19 protein-coding genes and 2 tRNA genes are annotated in these 22,169 nt (G+C 40.7%); 19 read left to right on the top strand and 2 right to left on the bottom strand.

Annotation, left to right across the window (positions count from 1 at the left end; genetic code table 11):
* Positions 1–157 precede the first annotated feature (157 nt).
* A tRNA-Glu gene (locus Q9Q35_RS04430) sits at positions 158–230 on the top strand.
* A gap of 162 nt (positions 231–392) precedes the next feature.
* Positions 393–716, top strand: coding sequence for a hypothetical protein (locus Q9Q35_RS04425; RefSeq protein ID WP_076149310.1), 324 nt, complete (start codon positions 393–395; stop codon positions 714–716).
* 146 nt (positions 717–862) lie between these two features.
* On the opposite strand, the gene Q9Q35_RS04420 is transcribed toward Q9Q35_RS04425, so the two are convergent.
* Positions 863–935: transfer RNA gene (locus tag Q9Q35_RS04420), tRNA-Gln, on the bottom strand.
* Between the two features lie 208 nt (positions 936–1,143).
* On the opposite strand from Q9Q35_RS04420, the gene yjeM reads away from it, so the two are divergent.
* From yjeM to Q9Q35_RS04390, 6 genes are all read left to right on the top strand, one after another.
* Positions 1,144–2,634 carry a glutamate/gamma-aminobutyrate family transporter YjeM gene (gene yjeM / locus Q9Q35_RS04415; protein ID WP_304652310.1) on the top strand — a complete coding sequence of 497 codons (1,491 nt, stop codon included), beginning with the start codon at positions 1,144–1,146 and terminating at the stop codon, positions 2,632–2,634.
* A gap of 91 nt (positions 2,635–2,725) precedes the next feature.
* Positions 2,726–3,328: an NAD-dependent epimerase/dehydratase family protein gene (locus tag Q9Q35_RS04410; protein WP_304652309.1), complete on the top strand. Its 603-nt coding sequence runs from the start codon at positions 2,726–2,728 to the stop codon at positions 3,326–3,328.
* 304 nt (positions 3,329–3,632) lie between these two features.
* On the top strand, positions 3,633–5,090 hold the full coding sequence (locus tag Q9Q35_RS04405) for an amino acid ABC transporter substrate-binding protein/permease (protein ID WP_304652308.1): 1,458 nt from the start codon (positions 3,633–3,635) through the stop codon (positions 5,088–5,090).
* Complete coding sequence (locus tag Q9Q35_RS04400) at positions 5,090–5,830, top strand: amino acid ABC transporter ATP-binding protein (protein ID WP_304652307.1); 741 nt, start codon at positions 5,090–5,092, stop codon at positions 5,828–5,830. Before Q9Q35_RS04405 ends, Q9Q35_RS04400 begins: the two co-directional genes overlap by 1 nt.
* 132 nt (positions 5,831–5,962) lie before the next feature.
* Positions 5,963–6,226, top strand: a complete 264-nt coding sequence (locus Q9Q35_RS04395; RefSeq protein ID WP_304652306.1) for a LysR family transcriptional regulator — start codon at positions 5,963–5,965, stop codon at positions 6,224–6,226.
* A 103-nt stretch (positions 6,227–6,329) separates the two neighbouring features.
* Positions 6,330–7,544 carry an MFS transporter gene (locus tag Q9Q35_RS04390; protein ID WP_304652305.1) on the top strand — a complete coding sequence of 405 codons (1,215 nt, stop codon included), beginning with the start codon at positions 6,330–6,332 and terminating at the stop codon, positions 7,542–7,544.
* 97 nt (positions 7,545–7,641) lie between these two features.
* Here the strand turns inward: Q9Q35_RS04390 and Q9Q35_RS04385 are convergent, their stop codons facing one another.
* Complete coding sequence (locus Q9Q35_RS04385) at positions 7,642–7,971, bottom strand: hypothetical protein (RefSeq protein ID WP_304652304.1); 330 nt, start codon at positions 7,969–7,971, stop codon at positions 7,642–7,644.
* 138 nt (positions 7,972–8,109) lie between these two features.
* On the opposite strand from Q9Q35_RS04385, the gene Q9Q35_RS04380 reads away from it, so the two are divergent.
* The 11 genes from Q9Q35_RS04380 (at position 8,110) to Q9Q35_RS04330 (ending at position 22,054) form a co-directional block, all read left to right on the top strand.
* On the top strand, positions 8,110–8,784 hold the full coding sequence (locus Q9Q35_RS04380; protein WP_370648885.1) for a histidine phosphatase family protein: 675 nt from the start codon (positions 8,110–8,112) through the stop codon (positions 8,782–8,784).
* Positions 8,781–9,782, top strand: coding sequence for a serine hydrolase (locus tag Q9Q35_RS04375; RefSeq protein ID WP_304652302.1), 1,002 nt, complete (start codon positions 8,781–8,783; stop codon positions 9,780–9,782). Before Q9Q35_RS04380 ends, Q9Q35_RS04375 begins: the two co-directional genes overlap by 4 nt.
* Positions 9,783–9,855: 73 nt before the next feature.
* The gene (manA, locus tag Q9Q35_RS04370; protein WP_370648884.1) at positions 9,856–10,821 is read left to right on the top strand and encodes a mannose-6-phosphate isomerase, class I; all 966 of its coding nucleotides are present in this window, start codon (positions 9,856–9,858) and stop codon (positions 10,819–10,821) included.
* A 348-nt stretch (positions 10,822–11,169) separates the two neighbouring features.
* Positions 11,170–11,463: a WXG100 family type VII secretion target gene (locus tag Q9Q35_RS04365; protein ID WP_304652300.1), complete on the top strand. Its 294-nt coding sequence runs from the start codon at positions 11,170–11,172 to the stop codon at positions 11,461–11,463.
* A 73-nt stretch (positions 11,464–11,536) separates the two neighbouring features.
* A complete protein-coding gene (gene esaA / locus Q9Q35_RS04360) occupies positions 11,537–14,740 on the top strand; it encodes a type VII secretion protein EsaA (protein WP_304652299.1) in 3,204 nt (1,067 codons plus the stop codon).
* Positions 14,724–15,242, top strand: a complete 519-nt coding sequence (locus tag Q9Q35_RS04355; protein WP_304652298.1) for a hypothetical protein — start codon at positions 14,724–14,726, stop codon at positions 15,240–15,242. Before esaA ends, Q9Q35_RS04355 begins: the two co-directional genes overlap by 17 nt.
* Positions 15,227–15,496, top strand: a complete 270-nt coding sequence (locus Q9Q35_RS04350) for a type VII secretion protein, YukD family (RefSeq protein WP_304652297.1) — start codon at positions 15,227–15,229, stop codon at positions 15,494–15,496. The genes Q9Q35_RS04355 and Q9Q35_RS04350 overlap by 16 nt, the downstream gene beginning before the upstream one ends.
* Positions 15,480–16,652 (top strand): type VII secretion protein EssB, encoded by a 1,173-nt coding sequence (gene essB, locus Q9Q35_RS04345; RefSeq protein ID WP_304652296.1) that lies wholly within the window; start codon positions 15,480–15,482, stop codon positions 16,650–16,652. Before Q9Q35_RS04350 ends, essB begins: the two co-directional genes overlap by 17 nt.
* Positions 16,633–20,859 (top strand): type VII secretion protein EssC, encoded by a 4,227-nt coding sequence (gene essC, locus Q9Q35_RS04340; protein ID WP_304652295.1) that lies wholly within the window; start codon positions 16,633–16,635, stop codon positions 20,857–20,859. Before essB ends, essC begins: the two co-directional genes overlap by 20 nt.
* An 85-nt stretch (positions 20,860–20,944) precedes the next feature.
* Positions 20,945–21,385: a hypothetical protein gene (locus Q9Q35_RS04335; protein ID WP_304652294.1), complete on the top strand. Its 441-nt coding sequence runs from the start codon at positions 20,945–20,947 to the stop codon at positions 21,383–21,385.
* Positions 21,386–21,397: 12 nt separating this feature from the next.
* Positions 21,398–22,054, top strand: coding sequence for a DUF4176 domain-containing protein (locus Q9Q35_RS04330; protein ID WP_304652293.1), 657 nt, complete (start codon positions 21,398–21,400; stop codon positions 22,052–22,054).
* The last annotated feature ends 115 nt before the right edge of the window (positions 22,055–22,169 follow it).

Below are 22,169 nucleotides of genomic sequence, written 5' to 3'. Positions count from 1 at the left end.
AGATTTTACCTGGCTTTTGCATGGTTAGATCTAGTTTTTGTCCTCTGTGTTATTTGGACGGGGCTGCTTTTTTTAGGTTATTGCTTTTTTGCGTTAAAAAATTTGAATAAATAGTTGACGTTATTAAAAAAGAGAGTATACTAATAAGAGTAGTCATTGCCCGTTGGTCAAATTGGTTAAGACGTCGCCCTCTCAAGGCGGAGTTACGGGTTCGATCCCCGTACGGGTGATAGATCAGAGCTGTTGGTTTAGCCAGCAGCTTTTTTTATAAAGTTATTGAATAATTCTTTTAAATTTGTTAATGTTAACAAATTGTTATCAAAAAATAAGGTCAAAGGTGCTATAATAGGTGGAGTAAGTAAAAGGATTACTATCAAGTTAGGAGGAGAAACATGCTTAGAAAAACGAAAAATTTTCTACGTGCACACGGTGTCGAGTATGAAAAAGAGCACGTTAATCCGTTGATGGTGCCTGAGAGAGTATATGTACTGAAGTTTGGCAAAAAAGACGGTAAGTTTTTAAATCGTTTTATCGTTGAACATAGCTATACCTGGACAGGACGTGACAAGATCAATAAGATCACTTTACGGTTGCACGGCCAACAACATCCACGTGAATTTGCCAACGAGGCTAAATTATTACAGTACTTGAAAAAGCATGCCCACCGTTATGTTAAGGAAAAAGACCGTAATAAGCATACGGTCAAGCGTGGGTAGGAGGATATAAGACGGAGAGCTTGGGTGAGATCCCAAGCTTTTTTTGTGGAAAAAAGGCAAGCTAAAGAAAGTTCAGGTGGGTATTGTTTAGAGTATACAAAAAGATCACTCAAATTTAGCAAAATTCGAGTGATCTTTTTTAGTAGTTGGGCATACAGGGTTCGAACCTGTAAATTATGGATTCAGAGTCCACTGCCTTACCGATTTGGCGAATGCCCAATAAAAACTCAACTATTACAGTTTATGCCTGTCGCGTAGCTTTGTCAATACTTATAAATAGAATTATTTTGTTGCACTAATATACCAGATCATAACTCTTTTTGCATAGATAATCGTTAAAAATATTTTGATATACACTTTTATATCGTTACTAAAAAGTGTATAATGAATAAATATTAATAATTATGTATAAGAAGAAGGGTTTAATGTGAATAAAAAGAAAATCAAACTTTTTGGTTTGATAATGATGATCTTTTCAACGATCTTTGGATTTGCGAATTCGACCGTCGCTTATGAACAGATGGGATATGGTAGTATCATGTGGTATATCTTAGCGGCGATCTTTTTCTTTCTTCCCAGTGCTTTGATGTTAGCCGAGTATGGTGCTGCTTTTAAAGAAGCAAAGGGTGGGATCTATTCTTGGCTAGCAGGTTCAGTCGGAGAAAGGATCGCTTTTATCGGGACGTTTATCTGGTTAGCCTCGTGGGTCATTTGGTTAGTCTCGACGTCAAATAAGGTCTGGATCCCATTATCAGCTTTGATTTTTGGCAAAGATACTACACAGAGTTGGAATTTTTTAGGCTTAGGCGCAACACAGACGATCGGGGTATTAGCGATCATTTGGATCTTGGGAGTCACATTCTTTAGTACTCGTGGGATAGATTTTGTTGTTAAGGTCGGTTCGATCGGTGGGATCTTCACGATCGCTTTGAATGTGATCTTTTGTGTGGCTAGTGTTGTGATCTGGATCGCTGATCATGGTACTTTAAAACAACCGATCACAGGCTGGAGCAGTTTTACGACTTCACCTAATCCAGATTTCAGTACGCTGGTCGCTTTGTTATCCTTTGTGGTCTATGCGATCTTTGCATATGCTGGAATGGAATCGCTAGGGGGCGTCATGGATGATATTGAAAAACCAGAAAAGACTTTTCCACGGGCGGTTTTGATCTCGACTTTATTGATCGCTCTTAGTTATTCATTGATGATCTTTATGTGGGGGATCAGTACTAATTGGCAAGAAGTCATTGGAAATAATGAAGCTAACCTGGGAAATATTACATATGTTTTGATGAATAATCTAGGTGTTGTTTTAGGACAAGCGTTAGGCTTATCAGCACAAGCGAGCCAGTTTCTTGGAGTCTTGATGACGCGCTTTGCTGGTTTGGGGATGTTTATCGGTTATGTCGGAGCCTTTTTTATCTTAGTCTATTCACCGATCAAGTCATTTATTTTAGGTTCTGATCCTAAGCTTTGGCCTAAAAAAATGACAAGCTTAAACAAAGCAGGCATGCCAGCCTTTTCAATGTGGCTTCAAGCAACGATCGTTTGTATCTTCATCTTTTTAGTAGCTTTTGGGGGCTCGGCTGCCCAAAAGTTCTATACGATCTTGACGGATATGGCTAATGTCTCAACGAGTTGTCCGTATCTCTTTTTAGTTGGTGCGTTTCCGTTTTTTAAACAAAGAACGGATATTAAGCGGCCATTTGAATTTTTCAAGAGTCGTAAATGGACATGGATCGTAACGATCATTGTTTTGCTAGTCCTTGCAGGTGGGATAATTTTTACTTGTGTTGAACCTATTTTACAACACGAGTATGATACCGCCTTTTGGACGATCATTGGACCAGTCTTTTTTGGAGTGATCGCTTGGATCTTTTATCATCAAGCAGTAGCTAAAGGAAAACTTAATAAATAGTTGTCAAAGTACGAATGCGTAGGCAAAAGTTTGCGTATTCGTACTTTTTTAGTGCTATAATCAGGAAAAATCAAGTTCTGGGGGTGAGTTGATGAAAGTTGTCATTGTTGGTGGGACTGGTTTTGTTGGGCAAGGTATCTTGCAGGTCCTGGTTAAGGATAAGACACTTGAACTATATAGTTTATCGCGTAGTGGCAAGCGCTTGCACAGTATAGCTGGTGTTACTTATCAACGAGTTGATCTAAAGCAAGCAGGAGCTTGGCAAGTGTTGCTCAAGGAGGCGGATTGGGTCATTGATTGTGTAGGGATCTTATGGCCTGATCGTAAAAAGCAGTTGAATTATCAAAATGCCAGTATTAAACCAGCTAAAAAGATCATTACGACCATCAAAGAGAGTAAAACTAAATTTTTGTTCATCTCCGCTAATGCAGGCTTTTCAGCTTATATAAAAGCTAAACGGACCGTTGAAAAATACGCGCGACAAGTTTTAGGAAAACGCGCATATGTTGTGTATCCCGGCTTGATCTATGATCGCACTAAAAAGAGTACGTATTATTTGGGAAAGATCTTACACGTAATTACATTTTTGCCTGGGCTAAAGAAGTATCGACCGGTCAAGCGGAAAATACTGGTCCAAGCGATCGAAAAAATTTTACAGGGAAAAGCAAGTGAATTTGAAATGTTGCGCAAATGATATGTCATATTATATTACATTGCCAGGTTATGGTTTGACTAGGGGAAATTTAATTATGAATGCTATTATTTTAGGGTTTTACAGAAGTTTTTGTTTTTTTGATTAATCACATGCTGTAAAAGTTAATTAAAACTTAATTTTGTTTTTTCGAATTAAGATAAAAACCCGTTTTTACAGGCTTTTTTAATAGTGTTGTGATATGAAATCTAAGTTTTGTATTATGGTTTGAGTTTTCATGTACTATCTTCTGACAAAAGTTGTGCTATAATAATTTTATATTAAATTCTAGTAAAGGGGAGTTCCCATGAAGAAGTTTATTGCAATGCTAAGTGCAGTGTTTGGATTATTTATGTTGGGTGTTTTCTCCCAGCCACAGATCCAAGCTGCATCAGAAAAGACATATACGATCGACACGGATGTGACTTTCCCACCGTTTGTGTATGCCAACACAGAGAATAAGTATGTGGGGATCGATTTAGATCTTTTACGTGCAATTGCTAAAGAAGAGGGTTTTAAAGTTAAGATCCGCCCCGTTGGCTTCAACGCTGCTGTTCAATCCGTAAGTGCTGGTCAAGCCGATGGGATGATCGCTGGGATGTCGATCACAGAAGAACGGAAGCAAAAATTTGATTTCTCGGATCCATACTATTCTGCTGGGATCGTAATGGCGGTCAAAGATGGTAGTGGGATCAAAGATCTATCTGAGTTAAAGGGTAAGAAAGTTGCTGTTAAGACCGGGACAGCAGGGGCTGATTATGCTAATTCGCTCAAAGATAAATACGGTTTTGAGATCGTAACGTTCGATGATTCTGATGGTGTGTATAATGATGTCATCAATGGTAACTCTGCCGCCTGTTTTGAAGATAGTGCTGTAATGTATTATGCAATCAAAAATGGCTTAGATCTAAAAGTTGTAACTAAGCCAGCTAATACGACAGAAACTGGTTTTGCTGTTAAAAAAGGGCAAAACCAAGAGCTATTAAAGATGTTCAACGAAGGTCTAGCTAAGTTGAAAGCTAACGGTGAGTATGATAAGATCATCAAAAAATATACAGAAGGTAAAGCAACTTCTGAAACTAAAGTCAAGTCACAAACAGCAACTGCTGAAGATCGAACAGTTTTAGGTATCTTAAAAGAAAATAAAGATGCCTTTATCTCAGGGATCATTGAGACGCTGAAATTGACCGTTGTGGGTATCTTTTGTGCCACGATCTTTGGGATCTTTGTCGGCTTGTTAGGTGTCGTACCAAACAAATTCTGCCGTGGCCTTTCAACAACGATCATCTATATCTTCCGTGGGTTGCCATTGATCGTGTTAGCGCTGTTCATCTATAATGGGGTCCCAAGTTTGATCGGTAGCAAGGTGCCAGCCTTCTTAGCTGGTGTGATCACTTTGATGTTAAATGAAGGTGCCTATACTGCTGCCTTTGTTAAAGGTGGGATCGAATCGGTCGATAAAGGGCAGATGGAAGCAGCACGTAGTTTAGGGATGCCGTTTGGTAAAGCAATGCGTCGGGTCATCTTACCCCAAGGGATCAAGATCATGGTCCCATCATTTATCAATCAGTTCATCATTACCTTAAAGGATACCTCGATCTTATCTGTTATCGGGTTGCTTGAACTTACTCAGACTGGTAAGATCATTATCGCACGAAACCTAGAAGGCTTTAGAGTGTGGGCGATCGTTGCGGTGATCTATCTGGTCATCATCACAGTTTTAACGCTTCTTTCGAAGTGGATCGAACGGAGGATCAATAATTAATGACAGATTTAAAAGTAGATGTTACGAATTTAAAGAAAAACTACGGCTCAAATCAAGTGTTAAAGGGCATTGATTTTAAGGTTGCAAATAATGAAGTAGTCGTTTTGATCGGGCCTTCTGGTTCAGGGAAGAGTACTTTATTGCGTTGCTTGAATAAGCTTGAAGAACCAACTTCTGGGTCGATCGTGATCGATGGGCATGATATCAGTGATCCTAAGACAAATATCGATAAGGCTCGTGAAAATATCGGGATGGTATTCCAGCATTTTAACTTGTTCAACAATTTGAGTGTTGGTGAAAATATCATGCTAGCACCAGTTGAGTTGGGCAAAGCCAATAAAGATGAAGCGATGACGACCGCCAAAAAATTACTAGAAATGGTCGGTTTAGCTGATAAATTCGATGCCATGCCAGCTTCTCTTTCAGGCGGGCAAAAACAACGGGTAGCGATCGCACGTGCTTTGGCGATGAATCCAGATATCATGTTGTTTGACGAACCGACCTCAGCACTTGACCCAGAAATGGTCGGTGATGTTTTGGAAGTTATGAAAGATCTAGCTAAAGATGGGATGACGATGGTCGTTGTGACCCACGAAATGGGCTTTGCTAAAGAAGTTGCTGATCGTGTCGTCTTCATGGCTGATGGCTATGTTGTCGAAGAAGGACGGCCTGAAGCGATCTTTGAAGATCCACAAAATGAACGGACTAAAGCGTTCTTGGAAAAAGTTATCAATATCTAAATATAGAGAGTTCTGCTGAGATACTGGCAGAACTTTTTATATTTTTTGGTAAATACCTATGTAAAAAAATATTGATATATACTATAATGAAAGAGCTTTGATAAAGCAAAAAATTTTTTAGGGGGGATCGAAGTGACGCAAGCGATTCTAGTCATGTACGAAAAAAACGGGGATTATTACCGGATGAACAAAACTTCTTTTGAAAAGTTACCGGTGATCGGTGAGCATATTTATAACAGTGACGGTCTGACTTATCTGATCGAAGATGTGGTATCTTTAGCTGGATATGAGTCGGCTAAAGCAGTTACAGCGATCCTCGTAGTTAAACCGACTGCTAAGACTGATCCAGTCAGTGAACTCTATGGCTTGGATCCTGAAAAAGACTTTGAAATGTAATTGAAAGGTGAACTGCTCAAGGTAGTTCACTTTTTTGCTTGGGTTTGTAATTTGAAGTTATTTTTGCTAGAGTGTAAATATTACAATGACAGGAGTGATGAATATGGTAGCAGACACCGAGCTGCCTGCTTCATGGCGCAAAACTTTTATGACCCTCTGGTTAGGGTGTTTTATGACGGGGTTGAATTTTTCGATGACGATGCCATTTATGGCGCTCTATATTGAAACATTGCACCCCTATGGAAAATTCGAATTGAACTTATATGCGGGCCTAGCCTTTGCCGTTACATATCTAGCCCAAGCGATCGTTTCACCACTATGGGGCAATCTTGCCGATCAAAAAGGGCGAAAACTCATGTGTTTACGGGCCTCTGGAGTGATGACTTTTACGATCTTTGCCGTTGGCTTAGTCCACCATGCTTGGACGATCGTGTTACTGCGCTTCGTTCAAGGGGCCTTTTCTGGTTATATCAATAATGCGACTGCTTTTATGGCAGGGGAGACCCCACATGCTCGTTCCGGTGCTGTTATGGCAAATATGATGACAGCTAATGTGACGGGAAATTTGCTTGGACCACTGGTTGGTGGCCTATTAGCTGGTTTTGCTGGCTATCGAGTAACATTTTTTGTTTGTGGAGCGATGATGGGGATCGTCTTTTTGCTGACCTTATTTAATACGAAGGAACATTTTACACCGATCCCAGCTAAAAAGATGAAACCGATGAAAGAGATCTTTGACCACTTAGAAAATAAACAGTTGATCGTTGCAATGTTTATCACGACGTTGTTTATCCAATCGGCCTTGATGTCGATCGCACCGATCGTCAGTTTGTTAGTCAAATCATTGATGCACGGTATGGGAAATGTATCCTTTGTCAGTGGGGTCGTCGCGGCAATGCCTGGTTTTGGGACTTTGTTAGTCGCTTCCCGGTTAGGTGTCAAGATGGATAAGGTCGGGCCTTTAAAAGTATTGATCTTTGGCTTAGTTGCTGCTATGGTAGTCTTTTTACCGATGTATTTTGTAACTTCACCGTGGAGTTTAGGTTTTTGGCGGTTCTTGTTGGGGATCGCCAATGCAGCGCTATTACCCGCAGTTCAAACGGTCTTGACGGTCAGTGTCCCGCGGGAAGCTTTTGGGCGGATCTTTAGTTATAATCAATCATTTCAAGCGGCTGGAGCGATGCTTGGCTCGATGATGGGGTCGCTTGTCTCGGGGTTATTCAACTATCAAGCGGTCTTTTTGGTAACAGCAGCCTTGATGGCGTTGAATTTACTTTTGATCTGGAAAGTCCATCGTCCGCTTGAAAGCGAAAAATAATCAAAGAGTGTGGTAACACATATAAGTAACAAGGACCTCACCATGATGCGTTTTTTACATCGTGGTGAGGTCCTTGTTTATAATAGCAACTAAGCTACTATTCAAACGAGAGCTCCAATAAGTACATGTTTTTTTCGGTCAAATGCGATGTTGTGGCCCAAACTTCGTGGTGATCGATGTAGTCATGACCTGCTAGTTGCCAAAAACTGTCTAAAAGATCACCGTTTTGAGCTAAAAAGTCATCAGTCAAACAATTGACCATTAATTTGTTGTCGGGAAAATAAATATTTGCATCAGCGACTTTGACTGCATCTTTGAAAAAAATCTGGATCACATTGTCATAACGTGATCTCAAGGCAAAGATCTTTTCAGGATGGCGTCTCAAATATGATAAAATGTTGAAGATCGAATCAGAATTACTTGCCAAAAATATTACCCCCATTGTCTATCAACATTTTAGCACAATAATTTGAATTATGGCTGCGAGAAGTTTTAGGTAAAATGTTTTGCATGTTGACGTGGTAAACCTATAATAGAGATAGGTGTTTTTAGAAAAAGAGAGTTGGTGAAACTAGTGATACATTTTTATTTAGTCCGCCATGGACAGACACGTTTGAATCGATCGCGCCGATTGCAGGGAACAACGAATTCTCCGTTGACCAAAAAAGGGATCCGCATGGCAAAGCGGCTAGGCAAAGAATTGGAAAATATTCGTTTTGAAGCTGTTTACACGAGTGATCTCCAGCGGACAAAAGAAACAGCGCGCTATATTCTCGCGGAAAATAAACGGGGTTATCCGCCCATTTATAGTGATCCCGATCTGCGTGAATTGAGCTTTGGCAAATTTGAAGAAGCTAATAATTTTACGATGGTCCCTACAGCTTTGCGGACCCTGGGTTTGCGCAAGATCTTGCGGGCCTTTGCCAATGAAGAGCATGTCTCTGAGTTGACCGAGCTTTTTCGCACGATGGATGGTGAAGAAGAGATCGAGACGTCGGTTCACCTCGAACAGCGATTCACCCGAGCTTTAAAGACGATCGCATGTGAATATGAAGGTAAGGATTGCAACATTTTGATCGTAACGCATGGCTTGATCTTGTCTAATTTTTTAGAGTCGTTAAACGGTGATGTACCGCTATTTTTAGTCGACAACTCTCGAGCAAGTCGGGTAGACTATGATGATGGTAAATTTAAGATCATCTATATCAATCAATTGAAACAAGAGGAAAGTTGGGCATGAACGAAAAAACAGTTGCCTTATTACACCAGCTAGTAGAGCAAAAGATCGTTCCAGGGATCTCTTATGCCATGATCTGCCAAGATGATATCCAAACTGAAGTCTTTGGCAATAAGCAACTGGTTCCAGTGATAAAGCCACTAGAAGATGGGGCATTATATGATCTGGCTTCGTTGACTAAAGTCATTGGGACGACAACGGTGATCTTACAGCTGTTGGAGGCTAAAAAGCTACGATTGGACGATCGAGTCGCTAAATATTTACCGCGGTTCACCGATCAAAGGGTGACTCTGCGCCACTTATTGACCCACACGTCTGCTCTTAGTGGTTACATAAAAAATCGCGATCAACTACCACCAGTTGAATTGATGGCAGCTTTGTATACCTTGAAACCAGCTGCTTGGCTGGGTAAAAAGGTAGTTTACGCCGATATCGGACTGATCTTATTGGGACAGGTCATTGAAGCTTTTTACCATCGACCTGTGCAAGAAGTGATCACAACTGAGGTTTTACGGCCGTTGGGTATGAAAGCTTCGACCTTTGCCCCCCAAAAAAAGCAATGTGTTCCAACTGAACTAACGGCGACTAGAGGCTTGATCCAGGGGGAAGTTCATGATCCCAAAGCTTTTATTTTAGGTGAGCATTGTGGATCGGCGGGATTATTTTCTAACTTAGCCGACCTGATCAAATTTGCCAAATGGATGCTTGCTCCCCAAACGATCCCAGGGGTGTTAACACCAGAAACGGTCGCGATGCTCTATGCTGACCATACCCCGACTCATGATCTTGGACGCTCGCTGGGCTGGGATCTGCGTTATGATCGTAGCGCTACGCCTTGTCTTTATCATACTGGATTTACCGGAACTTTTATGCTACTTGATCAAAAAGGTAAAAATGCCTTGATCGTTTTATCAAATCGCGTACATCCAAGTGCAGATAATGAAGCATTTTTAGAATGGCGTGATAAGATCATCGCTACATATCTTGCGGAAAAGGACTAAGTGGAAAAGGTTTACAATTTATTTGGGTGTGATAGAATAAATGTATAGACTTTTATGTGAGGCGATGATGAATATGAGTAGTGAACCATTATTTTTAAAACCATATTTTCAAGAAAAAATTTGGGGTGGCGATCGTTTACATACTGAATACGGTTATCAGATCCCAAGTGATCATACGGGGGAATGTTGGGCGATCTCGGCCCACCAACATGGACCAGCACTTATTGAAAATGGACCATACAAAGGGCTGACTTTGACTGAGGTCTGGGATAAGCACCGTGAAGTTTTTGGTAACGCTAAAGGCGATGTTTTCCCGCTATTGACGAAGATCTTAGATGCTAAAGCCGATCTTTCGGTTCAAGTGCACCCAGATGATGTCTATGCTAAAGAGCATGAAGGCGAATTGGGCAAGACTGAATGTTGGTATGTGTTAGCTGCCGATAAAGGAGCTCAGATGTATTACGGTCATCATGCAAAGACGCGTGAGAAGTTAGCTGAGATGATCGAAAATAAACAGTGGGATAAGTTGTTACGCAAGATACCAGTCAAAGCTGGTGACTTCTTATATGTTCCAGCAGGCACGATCCATGCGATCGGTAGAGGGATCATGGTCCTTGAGACCCAACAAAGTTCAGATACGACTTATCGCTTGTATGACTTTGATCGCATCGATAAAACGACCGGTAAAAAACGGGAGTTGCATTTAAAACGATCGATCGATGTGACCAACGTTCCTCATCTCGATCCTAAATTGGATATTCAAACGACTGTAACAGGTGATAAAAAAGTTACCCGTTTTGTCGATACGGATTTCTTTGCGGTCTATAAATGGCAGATCGATGGCAGTGCAATTTTTGAACGCCAACAAGCACCATATACATTGGTCTCTGTCTTAGATGGAAATGGACAATTAGAAGTAGATGGTCGCACCTATGAACTTAAGAAGGGGATGCATTTTATCTTACCTTATGCCGTCAAATCTTGGACATTAGCAGGAAAGATGATGTTGATCGCCTCTGAACCAGGTAAAAAAGCATAATTAAAGTCGAAAAGCCTCGTTGTGAAAACAACGAGGCTTTTTTTGTAACAAAAATGTAATAAAAAAATTAGGCGGAAGAATACATAATTTAAATATTATTTATTCATTTATAAAAATTAAATATCTTAAATTTTAGTAATTTATATAGTTATTCCCAAGGCCTGTCACAATAAGGTCAAATTGTTAAATTCGAATAAACTGCATAAAAATAATTAATTGGATTGTCAAGATATTTTTAACTGTATTATGAGAAAAAGAGGTGGTTTTAGGTTAAAATTACCTTGTCTTAAAATTAGAATAATGATAGTATCGGGTGTGTTAAAAATAAGTGAAAGGTGGCTTCCACATATGGGCGCAATTTCCGTAACTCCTGAGCAATTACGTGCTTCAGCAAAAGTTTACATCCATGCATCACAAGAGATAACTCAACAGATGCAACGGGTACAAAATGAGAATAACACGATGGCAAATGAATGGCGAGGGCAAGCTTTTCAGGCTTATCTCCAACAATTTGAACAATTGAAGGGGAATGTCAATCAAATGACACAGCTTTTAGAGCAGATCGATCAACAGCTTGAAAAATACGCTAATACCGTTGAACAACGGGATAACGAAGATCGCAACGCTTTTGGTTTGCACTAAGTTTTAAAGGGACCCCAATTTTGTAAGTTGGGGCCCTTTTTTGGTAAGAAAAAAGAAGAGGTGAACGATACGCATGAAAAAAAACATAACTAAGCGACATTTCAGTTTAGCGTTGATCAGTTTATTAGGGGGATGTTTGGTGTTTAGTTTAGTCTGGTTAGGCCTTAAAAACCCAAGTGTTATGCGACATGATGAAAACGCGCAGGCTAATAATAAAGTTCGCTATGTCTTAGTTAATCAGGATAACGGAGCAAAATTCAACGGTAAAGAGTATAACTTGGGGGGCGACTTTTTAAAGCTCGTCTCACGTGATAAAGAACACGATTGGCAAACAGCACCATTTGATATGGCAGAGGCAGGGATGAATGATGGAACTTATGATGTTGAAGTTGTGATCCCAGAAAATTTTTCGTCGCGGATCTTAGCTCTGCAAAGCACTGATCCTAAGCAAGCTGGGATCAGTTACCGAGTCCGCAAAGGGCAAAATGAGATGACCAATCAAGTTGTGGGGCGAAACGTTGACAATTTGATCAATTATTTCAATAACCGTGTCGTGCGGATGTATTTTTCGAGTTTAGTTGGTAACTTGCGGAGTGCTCAAGTTGCGATGCAAAGAGGAGCTGATCGACAAAAAAATCAAGTTAGCGATCTTTCCAGTCAAGTCCAAGCACCATTTCAAGGCTTAAATGATCAATTTGCTACGATCTTTAAGACAGCCAGTGTTTTAGATGAAGATCGACAAGCAAGTGTTCAAGCCGATGAAGCTTTTAGTCATAGTGTTCAAGCGTTATTACAGGGATTAGATCAAGACTTGACGAGCAATAATGAGGCTGAGCAAGCTGCCCGCACAGCTTTACATGATAAGTTAGAAGAACAGCTCAAGCTCTATGAAGCATTGACCGAGAAAAGTTCAGCTTATCAATTGAATGTTAGCAATTATTTTACAGATACAGCACCAGTTTTACCACTTTATGATACTTCAACTGCTTTAGTCAGTGTCGTTTCTAGTGATCAGGTGGCTTTGACCAAGCAGTTGCAACAGTTAAATGAACAGTATCAAACTTTGCATTCGTTGCAACAACAGCTAGAAAAAGAGTACGGTCTGACCCAGACGACAGCAGAAGAGAATCTAGCCACGCTAAAGGCTAAATTAAATGGTGATAATGGCAATAATACGCAGATCTTGACCTCCTTTGAAGCACAGTTAAAGAAAAAGTTATCCAAGTTGGGGGTAGCAACTGAATTGACTCAAACTGATGGTGAATTAAAAGATCTTTGGTCTAAGCAAGATCAAAAAGATTATCAAGTTGCCACGCAGATCTTGAGTAAATATGCTAAAAATCTTGGGATCGATCAGGGTAAGCAAGTGACTTATCTCAAAGAAAATGCTAAAGAAGAAAATTACCAAGCTAAAGTGACCTTAGATCTAACGGCAGATAAACCTAATGTGATCTGGCTAAAGGGGAATGGGACAGCTGTAACTTTAGCACAAAATGATATTATTTCGACTTTGCAACAAGCGGGCTATCAAGATGTCAAGATGACTCCTGTTAGCCAAGGGCGTTTTACAGTTAGTTTTGCTCGACCACAAACAACGACTGCTGTAGCTAAGACCGAATCAGAAGCTGCAAAGACTTCAAAAAACAGTGAGTCAGCTAAAGACTCTAGTTTGACTGAAAATAGTTCAACGCCCCAAGAAGAGACGACCGTGCAGACACCAAGTGTTACACCACTTCCAGCTAACTGTGCAGTAGAAATGACCGTTGACTACCAGATCAAAGAAACGACTGATTATGAGTGGAGCGTCAATGGTCAAGTCCAAAACACGGGTCGTTTCGTAGTGGTCGCGCAAAAAAATAGCACTGAACTGAACCAAAATGTAGTGCAAACTTTGGCTTTGGCACATGAAATCATGGCTGTTTATAGCAGAGAAGAAGACCTGAGCAACTTTTTAGCTACACAAGGACAAGATAAGATCGTTGCAAGTCCTGATTCATTGGCAGCATTGGTCACTAAGAGTGCAAAACTTAGTCCTGAGCTAGAACGATATGCCACTAAATTAGTGGGGCAATACACTAAATTAAGCCAACAAGTCGATCGTCTAGGAAAAGCAACGGGCCAACTTACACTCGATGAGAAAACCCCAGATCCGATCAAGACGTTAAACGAGATCAGCCAAAGCTTGAATGAAGCTGGCTTACAAAGTTATCTTAAACAGGTAGCTGGGATCATTGAGTGGTATAACAACGCTCAGTTAGCGGTCAATGCAGCTAAAAGCGACCAGTCAGATGCTAAGACCGTGCCACTGACAATGGCAAGTGCTACGGCTGAGGTGAGACCTGAGCAGTTGACACAACAGTATCAAACTTTGAAAGCTTCTTTGACTACTGGAACAAAGGAATTGACGACAACTGATAAGGTAGATACTAAAGGGTTACGCCCGATCATAAAAGATCTCACGAACAATACCACTAAGTTGCAACAGACGACGGAAGGTATCAAGACTAGCTTGAGTCAAAATCTAAAGAATAGTCAAAAACAAGCTAATAATGATCGAGATTATGCTAAAGCATTCAATACAGTTATGCAGAATGCACGTAATGGCGAAGCCGACAACAGTAAGGTCTATAATTTCTTGACTGATCCGATCAAAGCTACTGGTTCATATACGGCGATGCCAAAGCATTCGTTAGTACCGTATTTTATGACAGTGATCGGGGCCTTGAGTGCAGTCTTTATTGGCTTTGGGATCGCTAAATATTTACCTAAGCGGACGATCTCAGAACAAGAAGCTTTGATCGAACATACGCGTGCATGGCTGAATCTACCTAGTGTCATTTTGACATTTGCGATCAGCTTGGGCTTAGGTGTGATCTTTGCTTTGAGTACGTACAATGTGTCAGAGAGCGGCTCTAGAACAGCTTGGTTTATCTATGCGATCACGATCATGATGCTTTTAACGAGTTTGATCACAGCGGGGGCCCGGATGCAACGTGAAGTAACGCTCTTTATCTTTGGGTTAGTTTTAGGTCTATATATCTTATTGACACCATTTTTAGGGATCTTAGTCAAAGCAGGGACATTTGTTCAAGTGTTATATCGCTTTTCACCGTTGCAAAATATCGAAGCTGGATATACGGCATTGGTAAGTGGGGGCACAGTCGGACTCGCGACCTTGTTAGGCCTGATCTTAGCGACTATTGCAGTCTTTGGGGCTAGCTTATTTTTGCGCCCGATGATAAATGAAACAGTGGTAAAAAATGATGATAAAAATTAAGACCATCTGTGTGTGTCTGGGGGCTTGTCTAGTATTTTTAGATGGTTTGGCTGTGACAGTGACAGCCGATGATGGCAGCCTAGAGCTAAATGAACAAGCGATCTATGATGATGGACACAAAGATGATGCCATGCAAAATTATGGAGTTAAGACGCTGTTTTCTCCCGAGATGGAAAGTCAAAATACAAAGCAAAAAAAGCAAGCTAATGCTCCGGTAGTTCAAGCCAAAAAAAAGATCTTTATGCACCGTGAACATAGTTCAAAACAGATCCAGCAAAAAAATCAGCAGGTCTTACGAAAGTATCTATTTACCAAGCGCTCTAAGCTTAAAGCTATATCTGGCGATAAAAATGTGGGGACTACTGAGATCGCAGGCCTTAAATATCTGTGGTCCACAGTGTTATTTGGAATAATGGCAGGTTTAGGGAGTGCGTTAGGGATATATTTCACTAAAAGACGTGTCAAACGAAAGGAAAATAGTAGTCGATGGACGAACAACTGATCAGGATCGGACTGAAATATGCTGGTACAGTCTATGATCTGCAAGTCTCTAAGAAAATGACGTTAAAGCTATTGGCTGAACAACTTGGATCGGCTTTAGCCGTTGTTAATGTGGATCTACCAGCAAAATTTGAGTTGCACCTACTAAATAAAGCATTGACGTTAGATGAGAACGTACCATTACAGGCCTATCCTTTGGGAAATGGCGACCAATTTGAAGTGATCGTGAGGAAAGAAAATGACGATGATAAGTGATGGCAAGCTTGATCTTGAATTCAAGCAAGATAAGTCCGAGATCCAAGTGGTTTTAAGCGCAGATAAATATCGATTGGCGAAATTAGCTGAATACGAACTCTTTTTATCCGGCGATGAACATTATTTACCTGGTAAGGTACTCAAAGCAAACGAAGACCAACTGACTTTGAGCTATCAGCTTCCCAAAAAAGCTTTAGCACTGACAGAATATGTTAAATGCTTTGACCGAGCGGCAGTCTTACGCTTATTACCGCAACTTTATTGGATCGTTGAAGAACAAGCGGGGTTGTTACAACCCTTTATTGCACCCGAGAACCTTTTTGTTATCGGTCAAAGGATCGTCGTCTTACACCGTGGTTTCAAGTCTTCGGTGGCACCCTTTAAAGAGACAGCTGAACTTAGAGTCAAGCAATTTCGGGCGTTGGTCTTATATTTACTTGAACCTAAGCAAGATTATGCTAAGTTAGTCAACGGTGCAGGCGCTTTGCGATATAAATTTGCCCAAGAATTAGTCAAAGCGACCACGATCGCAGAGCTTGAGAAATTAGTTGATCAACAAGTCATGACCCAAGAACAAGTTGCGCAAAAGACGCTGGTAACGGTCAAAAAAACTAAATTTCAAATGCTCAAATGGGTAGCCAGTATCGGTAGTGTGATAAGCGTGATCTTACTTGGAGTGACTCTTTTTTGGGGCTTTTATACGGTGCCTAAAGCCGAGCATATCGTGACGGCACAAGCACGTTTTTTAAATGATAATTATACTGACACGACTAAAGAACTGGCGCGTTATTCACCTGATTCGTTGCCTCAGAGTGCGCGGTATGTATTAGCGGTCAGTTATATCGAGCTTGATACACTTTCAAGTCAGCAAAAAAAGGCGATCTTGAAAAATATCTCGCAAAATTCCAACCCTAATCAGTTGAGTTACTGGATCCAGCTAGGGCGTGGCAAGTACACGGAGGCATTGAGTTTAGCTAAAAATATTGGCGATGATGAATATATCTTACATGCCTACACGAAACTTTACACTGCGACTAAGAACAACACCACGATGGACGGGGCTAAAAAGCAAGCTGAATTGAGCAAATACCGCAAACAGATCAATGAATACTTGAAAAAACTAGGAGGTGAGAAGAATGAATTTGAAGCCGATTGAGCAATTGTATGCTGATCCGACTAACCGAGTCGATGATCGCATCGATCAACAAGCTGATCTGGTATTTGAAGTTTTTGAATTGACGAAAACTTTCAAACACTGGACAGCAACTGATAAGCCAGTTAAAAAGACGACAGATCAGCTCGTTATCGCACATGAACACTTGCGGGTACTAACGACAGATCTTCCAACGTGTACGCTTGTTTTAGCTAAAGAAGCAGGGGATATCGTTTTTGATACGCCAGCCCTCGTGAAGATCACGGTCACAAAGCATGGTTATTTTGTGAAAGCTTTTGGAAATGGGGCTAAGCTTTATTGGCGAGATGAACTTTGTGAACATCTCGAAGCTAAATGGGAGCTTGGAACAAGATTATACGTTGATGGGTTATTACTTGAATTACGGGAATCACAGCTCAAAATAATACCGTTACGGCAAGATATCATGTTAAATATCGACAAATTATTACCGACTAAACAGCGACATGAATATCCCGTTGATTTTCCTGATTTTCGGCGGAGTCCACGGATCTATCGCAAAGAACCCAAACAAAAATTGCGTTTGGAAAATGTACCAACACCACAAACACCTCCCCAAGGTGCTTTGATGCAAATGATCGTCCCACCACTGGGAATGGTCGTAGCTAGTGGGTTAGTCAGCTTATTGAGTGGGGGTAATGGCTTGATGATGTTGGGGATGGGGAGTGCTAGCGTCTTGACAGCTGGTTTTTCAGTCTCAAGTTATTTCACCAACAAAAAAATGATCCAAACCCAAAATAAACAGGCTAGTGCAGCTTATGAACAGTATCTGTTAAGTATCACAGGTCAGCTGGCTAAATTAAATCAAGAGCAACGAGCCGTGATGCGATATGATCATCCTGGTTCCGAAGAGATCGCAGCGATGATGTATCACTATGATCCGCGCTTGTATGAACGAATGCTCAGTAATGATGACTTTTTGACCTTGAGTTTAGGTCAGGGGACCTTGCCGATCAGTTATCAGTTCGAGTACGACAAAAATGATGCTAAGGTCAAAAGCAAATTAGAAAAATTCATTGAACAAAAGATCATCAAACCCTACGAAAAAGTCGAAGATGTCCCCGTGACGATCGGATTGCGCCAAACGACCTTGGGGTTAGCGGGAAATAGTGCTGCTTTACGCCAAGCGCTACAGACGATATTGTTCCAATTGGCAGCATTTCATTCATATCATGATGTCCAATTTGTCGCCGTGCTAAATGAAGCTGAATATCAAAAGTATTGGCACGAATGGCGGTGGTTACCACATTTTCAATTAGAAAGTTTGAACTTACGTGGACTTGTCTATAACGCTCAAACTCGTGATATGGTCTTAAATTCGCTTTATCAGATGCTAGTCAAGCAGCGCCAAGAGTATACAAAACAGCGCAATTCTCGAGAAGCGATGTTTTTTAAACCACAGATCGTTTTAGTGATCCAAGATGAATCATGGCTGACAGGACATAACTTAAATGAATTTTTGATGGAAGATATGAGTCGTTATGGAGTGACTGTGATCTGGGCAAAAGAGACGCAAGCGATGTTGCCTGAAACGGTCACGACTTTAGTTGATTATCACAGTTCAAAGTTAGGGACGTTGATCAATGAAGAACAAACATACTTGAACCTAGAGTTTGTCCCTGATCCATATCCTAAAAAGATCACGCAGGAAGTAGCGATCAAGCGTTTGGCTAATTTACGCCATGTTGAGGTCGAAAAAAATTCGATCCCTGAAAGTATCTCATTTTTGCAACTGTACCAAGTTAAGCGTGTCGCTGAGCTAAATGTGAAAAAGCGCTGGCAGATAGCTGATACCTCTAAGACATTGGCTGTACCTTTAGGCGTACGGGGCAAAAATGATGTGGTCAACTTGAACCTACACGAAAGAGCACATGGTCCCCACGGCTTATTAGCTGGGACGACGGGTTCGGGTAAATCTGAAGTTTTACAGAGCTTTATTTTGTCGTTAGCGGTCAATTTTGCCCCCGAAGATGTGGGCTTTTTACCGATCGATTATAAAGGTGGCGGGATGGCGAACTTATTTGCTGATCTCCCACATTTATTGGGTTCGATCACTAACCTTGATGGAGCCAGTACAGCTCGGGCTTTAAAGAGTATCCATGCTGAATTAGAGCGCCGCCAACGTTTATTTAGAGAATTTGGGGTCAACCACATCAACGGTTACACCAAGTTGTATAAAAAGGGGAAAACAGGTGCGACTGATAGGGTGTATCCAACTGAGCCGTTACCGCATTTGTTCTTGATCAGTGATGAATTTGCGGAGTTAAAAGCTAACGAACCTGAATTTATGAATGAGTTAGTTTCAACAGCACGGATCGGGCGTTCTTTAGGGGTACATTTGATCTTAGCCACGCAAAAGCCAAGTGGGGTCGTCAACGAACAGATCTGGTCGAACTCACGCTTTAAGATCGCTTTAAAAGTGGCCGAACCTGCCGATTCAAAAGAAGTGATCAAAACACCAGATGCAGCTGCGATCACTTTACCTGGTCGAGGTTATCTCCAAGTTGGTAATAATGAGATCTATGAGTTGTTCCAAACCGCTTATAGTGGTGCTAAATATGTTCCTGATAAAGACCAAAGTACTGCCAAAGCAGATGATCGCATTTGGTTGATCAATCATTTGGGACAGGCCGAATTATTGACGACCGATCTATCGTTAGCTGATGAAGAACAGCAAAGTGAAACTGAAGAGACCGAACTAAATGCTGTAGTCGAGCTGATCAAAAACGAAGCTAAAAAACTTCATGTTCCATTGCCAAGTAAGCCTTGGCTCCCACCGTTAGCACAAGTTATGGTAGCTCCTGAGATCGATTGGCGTGCAAACTGGCAAACTGAGCGTGATCTAAAAGTGCCATTAGGGATGTTGGATATTCCAAGTAAACAAAAACAAGAGCCACTGATGTTTGACTTAGCTAAATTTGCTCCAGCTGTGTTAGTCGGGAGTTCTGGTTATGGTAAATCAACGTTACTTCAAACACTGGTCGTCAATTTAGCCAAGCAAAATTCCCCTGCACAGGTCCAATTTTACTTACTAGATTTTGGCACAAATGGGTTGTTGCCTTTGCGTGAGCTACCTCATACTGCTGATATTGCAGGTTTAGATGACCGAGAAAAACTATTTAAGATGTTGCGTATCCTAGAACGTTTGCTTGATCAAAGAAAAGCCAAGTTCCAAGAAGTAGCAGCTTCTAATCTGGTTCAGTATCAAATGGAGACTGGCGAAAAATTACCAGTTATTTTAGTAGCAGTCGATGCCTACGATAATATAACTGAAGACGAGGCTAGAGAACAGATCGATCAAGTATTGAACCGTTTGATCAGAGAAGGTCAGGCTTTAGGAGTCAATATCGTGATCACAGCGGATCGGATCAACAGCCTACGGACAACGATGCTAGCAAATATCAATAAACGTTTGAGTTTATATATGGTCGATAAAGATGAATATAAGAGTATGCAAGGTTATCAAGCACCGATCCAGTCACCGATCCCAGGTCGGGGGCAGATTGAGTTAGAAGAAATCTTAGATTTTCAAGCTTACTTACCGACTAAACAAGCTGATGTCCTAGCAAGTACCAAGGAGTTGCGAAAACTAGCTGAAGTAATGTCGGATACTTGGACTGGTGATCTACCAGCCAAAGTGCCGATGTTGCCAAAAGTTATCAGTACTAAGTTCTTGTTCAAAAATAAGAAAGTTCAAGCAATGCGTGAAAAATCAGCATTTCCGATCGGCTTTGATAAGGAATCAGCTGAAGTTGTGGGTTACATTCCAAAGCAGACAAAGTATTTTATGGCTTTAAGCGATACTCCAGAGCAGGACGAGTATTTTGAGAATACTGTCTTGGAAAACTTTGGCTACCTGAAAGGAAAGGTAAAGACGATCGTGTTTGACCTATCTGGCAAATATACAGAGCAGACCGATATATTTGATAATGTGATCGGGGTCGATGATATTGGGATGATGGTCAAAAAATTGGGTAGTGAGATCGAGAAACGGGCAGTTACTGGAGAACATCAACCTATTTATATATATATTCCAGAGGCTGAACAATTGGGTCAAAAGATCATGCTTTCAGTCGATGATCTGCAAGTTTTATTACAAAAAGGCTATCTAGTTGGGATCTATCTGATCTTTTCAGCTGATTTTGATAAAAGTTACGAGTTCATATCGTGAACCATTTGTTGGTCAAGATGAGAGCAATCTCTTTATCGGCCGTGAAGTTACAAAAGTTAAGTTAGCTAGTGAGGTGGACTAGAATTTGGATAAAGAAAAGATCGCAGCTCATGCACGCGGACAAAATATGAGAACTCAGGCATTACAAAAGCAAAGTACAGCTAGAGAATTAAATGGTAAACAGGTCGCAGTTGAGCATAAGATAGAACGACTCGAAAAAGCTCTAAGATCTTTAAGGAAAGATCTAGATCATTCTAATATTTTGAAAAATGAGTTGCTTAAACTAAAGACTAAAGGAACAAGCGGATTTCATGGGAGTTGTAGAGATAAGGCAGATCATAATGTCGATCAGATGTTAACTGAGCTTGACCATTGGATCGATGCACATAAAGAAAATAAAGAAGTAATGACTAAGAAATTAAGAGAACTTCAAGACCAAAGTCAAAATTTACATGCCAAGGCCTTAGCTTTGAATAATGAAGCTACAGCACTATTTTCGAGTGCAACGTCTTTATTGAATATGTGAGGTGAGTAGAGTTTGACAGAGTTAGAGTTATGGAAATTAGCTGATCTTGAGTTAGCTGAGGATAGTTTGTTAAACAAGATCTGTTTGGATATCGCGACTGATATGGAACAACTAAATAAGATCATTGATGGGATCTTACAAAAAGATAGTTTCTTTGAATACACGCCGTTATTTGGAACAGGCTTAAAAGTGAGCTATCACTGGGATAAAAAACAAGTGGTACTTGAGCGATTAGAGCAAAGTACATCATTAGAGATGATTACTTGGTTCGAGTTATTGGCAAAGATCGATCTTGTTTTTTCTGAGGTACTTCCGATAGGTTCTGTGATCGAAGTTGATGGAGAAAAAACGACTCCAGAACTCAGAGAGATCTTTGAAAGTCAAGAAGATGGAGTCGGTTTTTATTTACAGATCGTTGCACGCAAAGTGGCTATTGAAAATAGTGATAACTATGTAGATTATTTAGCGACCATCTGGCCGATCGGGATGCAGCCGTTGGTCCAACCGATATTTATCAGCAATTATTTGATCAAAAATGTTATTGCTAAGGGATATACAAACGAATTTGAAAAGAAATATGCCAAAGGAACGAAGCTGAACATGTTGCTCAAGAAAAAACATTCTATTTTGTTAGAGATGTTACTGGGGGTGTTAGAAGATGAGAATTGATGTAGGCGAAGTCTTAGCGACCAAAAATGAGTTGTCACGGACAAAGATGCGCCTTTTAGGAAGTTTGAGTGATGCTAAAATGGCAGCTGATTCAGTCAAAACAAGTAATGCATTG

This window comes from uncultured Ligilactobacillus sp., from assembly GCF_948826705.1.
GTDB lineage: Bacteria > Bacillota > Bacilli > Lactobacillales > Lactobacillaceae > Ligilactobacillus.
This window is presented reverse-complemented; position numbering and strand designations above follow the sequence as displayed.

Bases quoted from the DNA above. Each gene is read 5' to 3' on its own strand.
- Q9Q35_RS04425 (WP_076149310.1), top strand. From the start codon at position 393: ATGCTTAGAAAAACGAAAAATTTTCTACGTGCACACGGTGTCGAGTAT.
- Q9Q35_RS04410 (WP_304652309.1), top strand. From the start codon at position 2,726: ATGAAAGTTGTCATTGTTGGTGGGACTGGTTTTGTTGGGCAAGGTATC.
- Q9Q35_RS04405 (WP_304652308.1), top strand. From the start codon at position 3,633: ATGAAGAAGTTTATTGCAATGCTAAGTGCAGTGTTTGGATTATTTATG.
- Q9Q35_RS04400 (WP_304652307.1), top strand. From the start codon at position 5,090: ATGACAGATTTAAAAGTAGATGTTACGAATTTAAAGAAAAACTACGGC.
- Q9Q35_RS04390 (WP_304652305.1), top strand. From the start codon at position 6,330: ATGGTAGCAGACACCGAGCTGCCTGCTTCATGGCGCAAAACTTTTATG.
- Q9Q35_RS04375 (WP_304652302.1), top strand. From the start codon at position 8,781: ATGAACGAAAAAACAGTTGCCTTATTACACCAGCTAGTAGAGCAAAAG.
- manA (WP_370648884.1), top strand. From the start codon at position 9,856: ATGAGTAGTGAACCATTATTTTTAAAACCATATTTTCAAGAAAAAATT.
- Q9Q35_RS04365 (WP_304652300.1), top strand. From the start codon at position 11,170: ATGGGCGCAATTTCCGTAACTCCTGAGCAATTACGTGCTTCAGCAAAA.
- esaA (WP_304652299.1), top strand. From the start codon at position 11,537: ATGAAAAAAAACATAACTAAGCGACATTTCAGTTTAGCGTTGATCAGT.
- Q9Q35_RS04355 (WP_304652298.1), top strand. From the start codon at position 14,724: ATGATGATAAAAATTAAGACCATCTGTGTGTGTCTGGGGGCTTGTCTA.
- Q9Q35_RS04350 (WP_304652297.1), top strand. From the start codon at position 15,227: ATGGACGAACAACTGATCAGGATCGGACTGAAATATGCTGGTACAGTC.
- essB (WP_304652296.1), top strand. From the start codon at position 15,480: ATGACGATGATAAGTGATGGCAAGCTTGATCTTGAATTCAAGCAAGAT.
- essC (WP_304652295.1), top strand. From the start codon at position 16,633: ATGAATTTGAAGCCGATTGAGCAATTGTATGCTGATCCGACTAACCGA.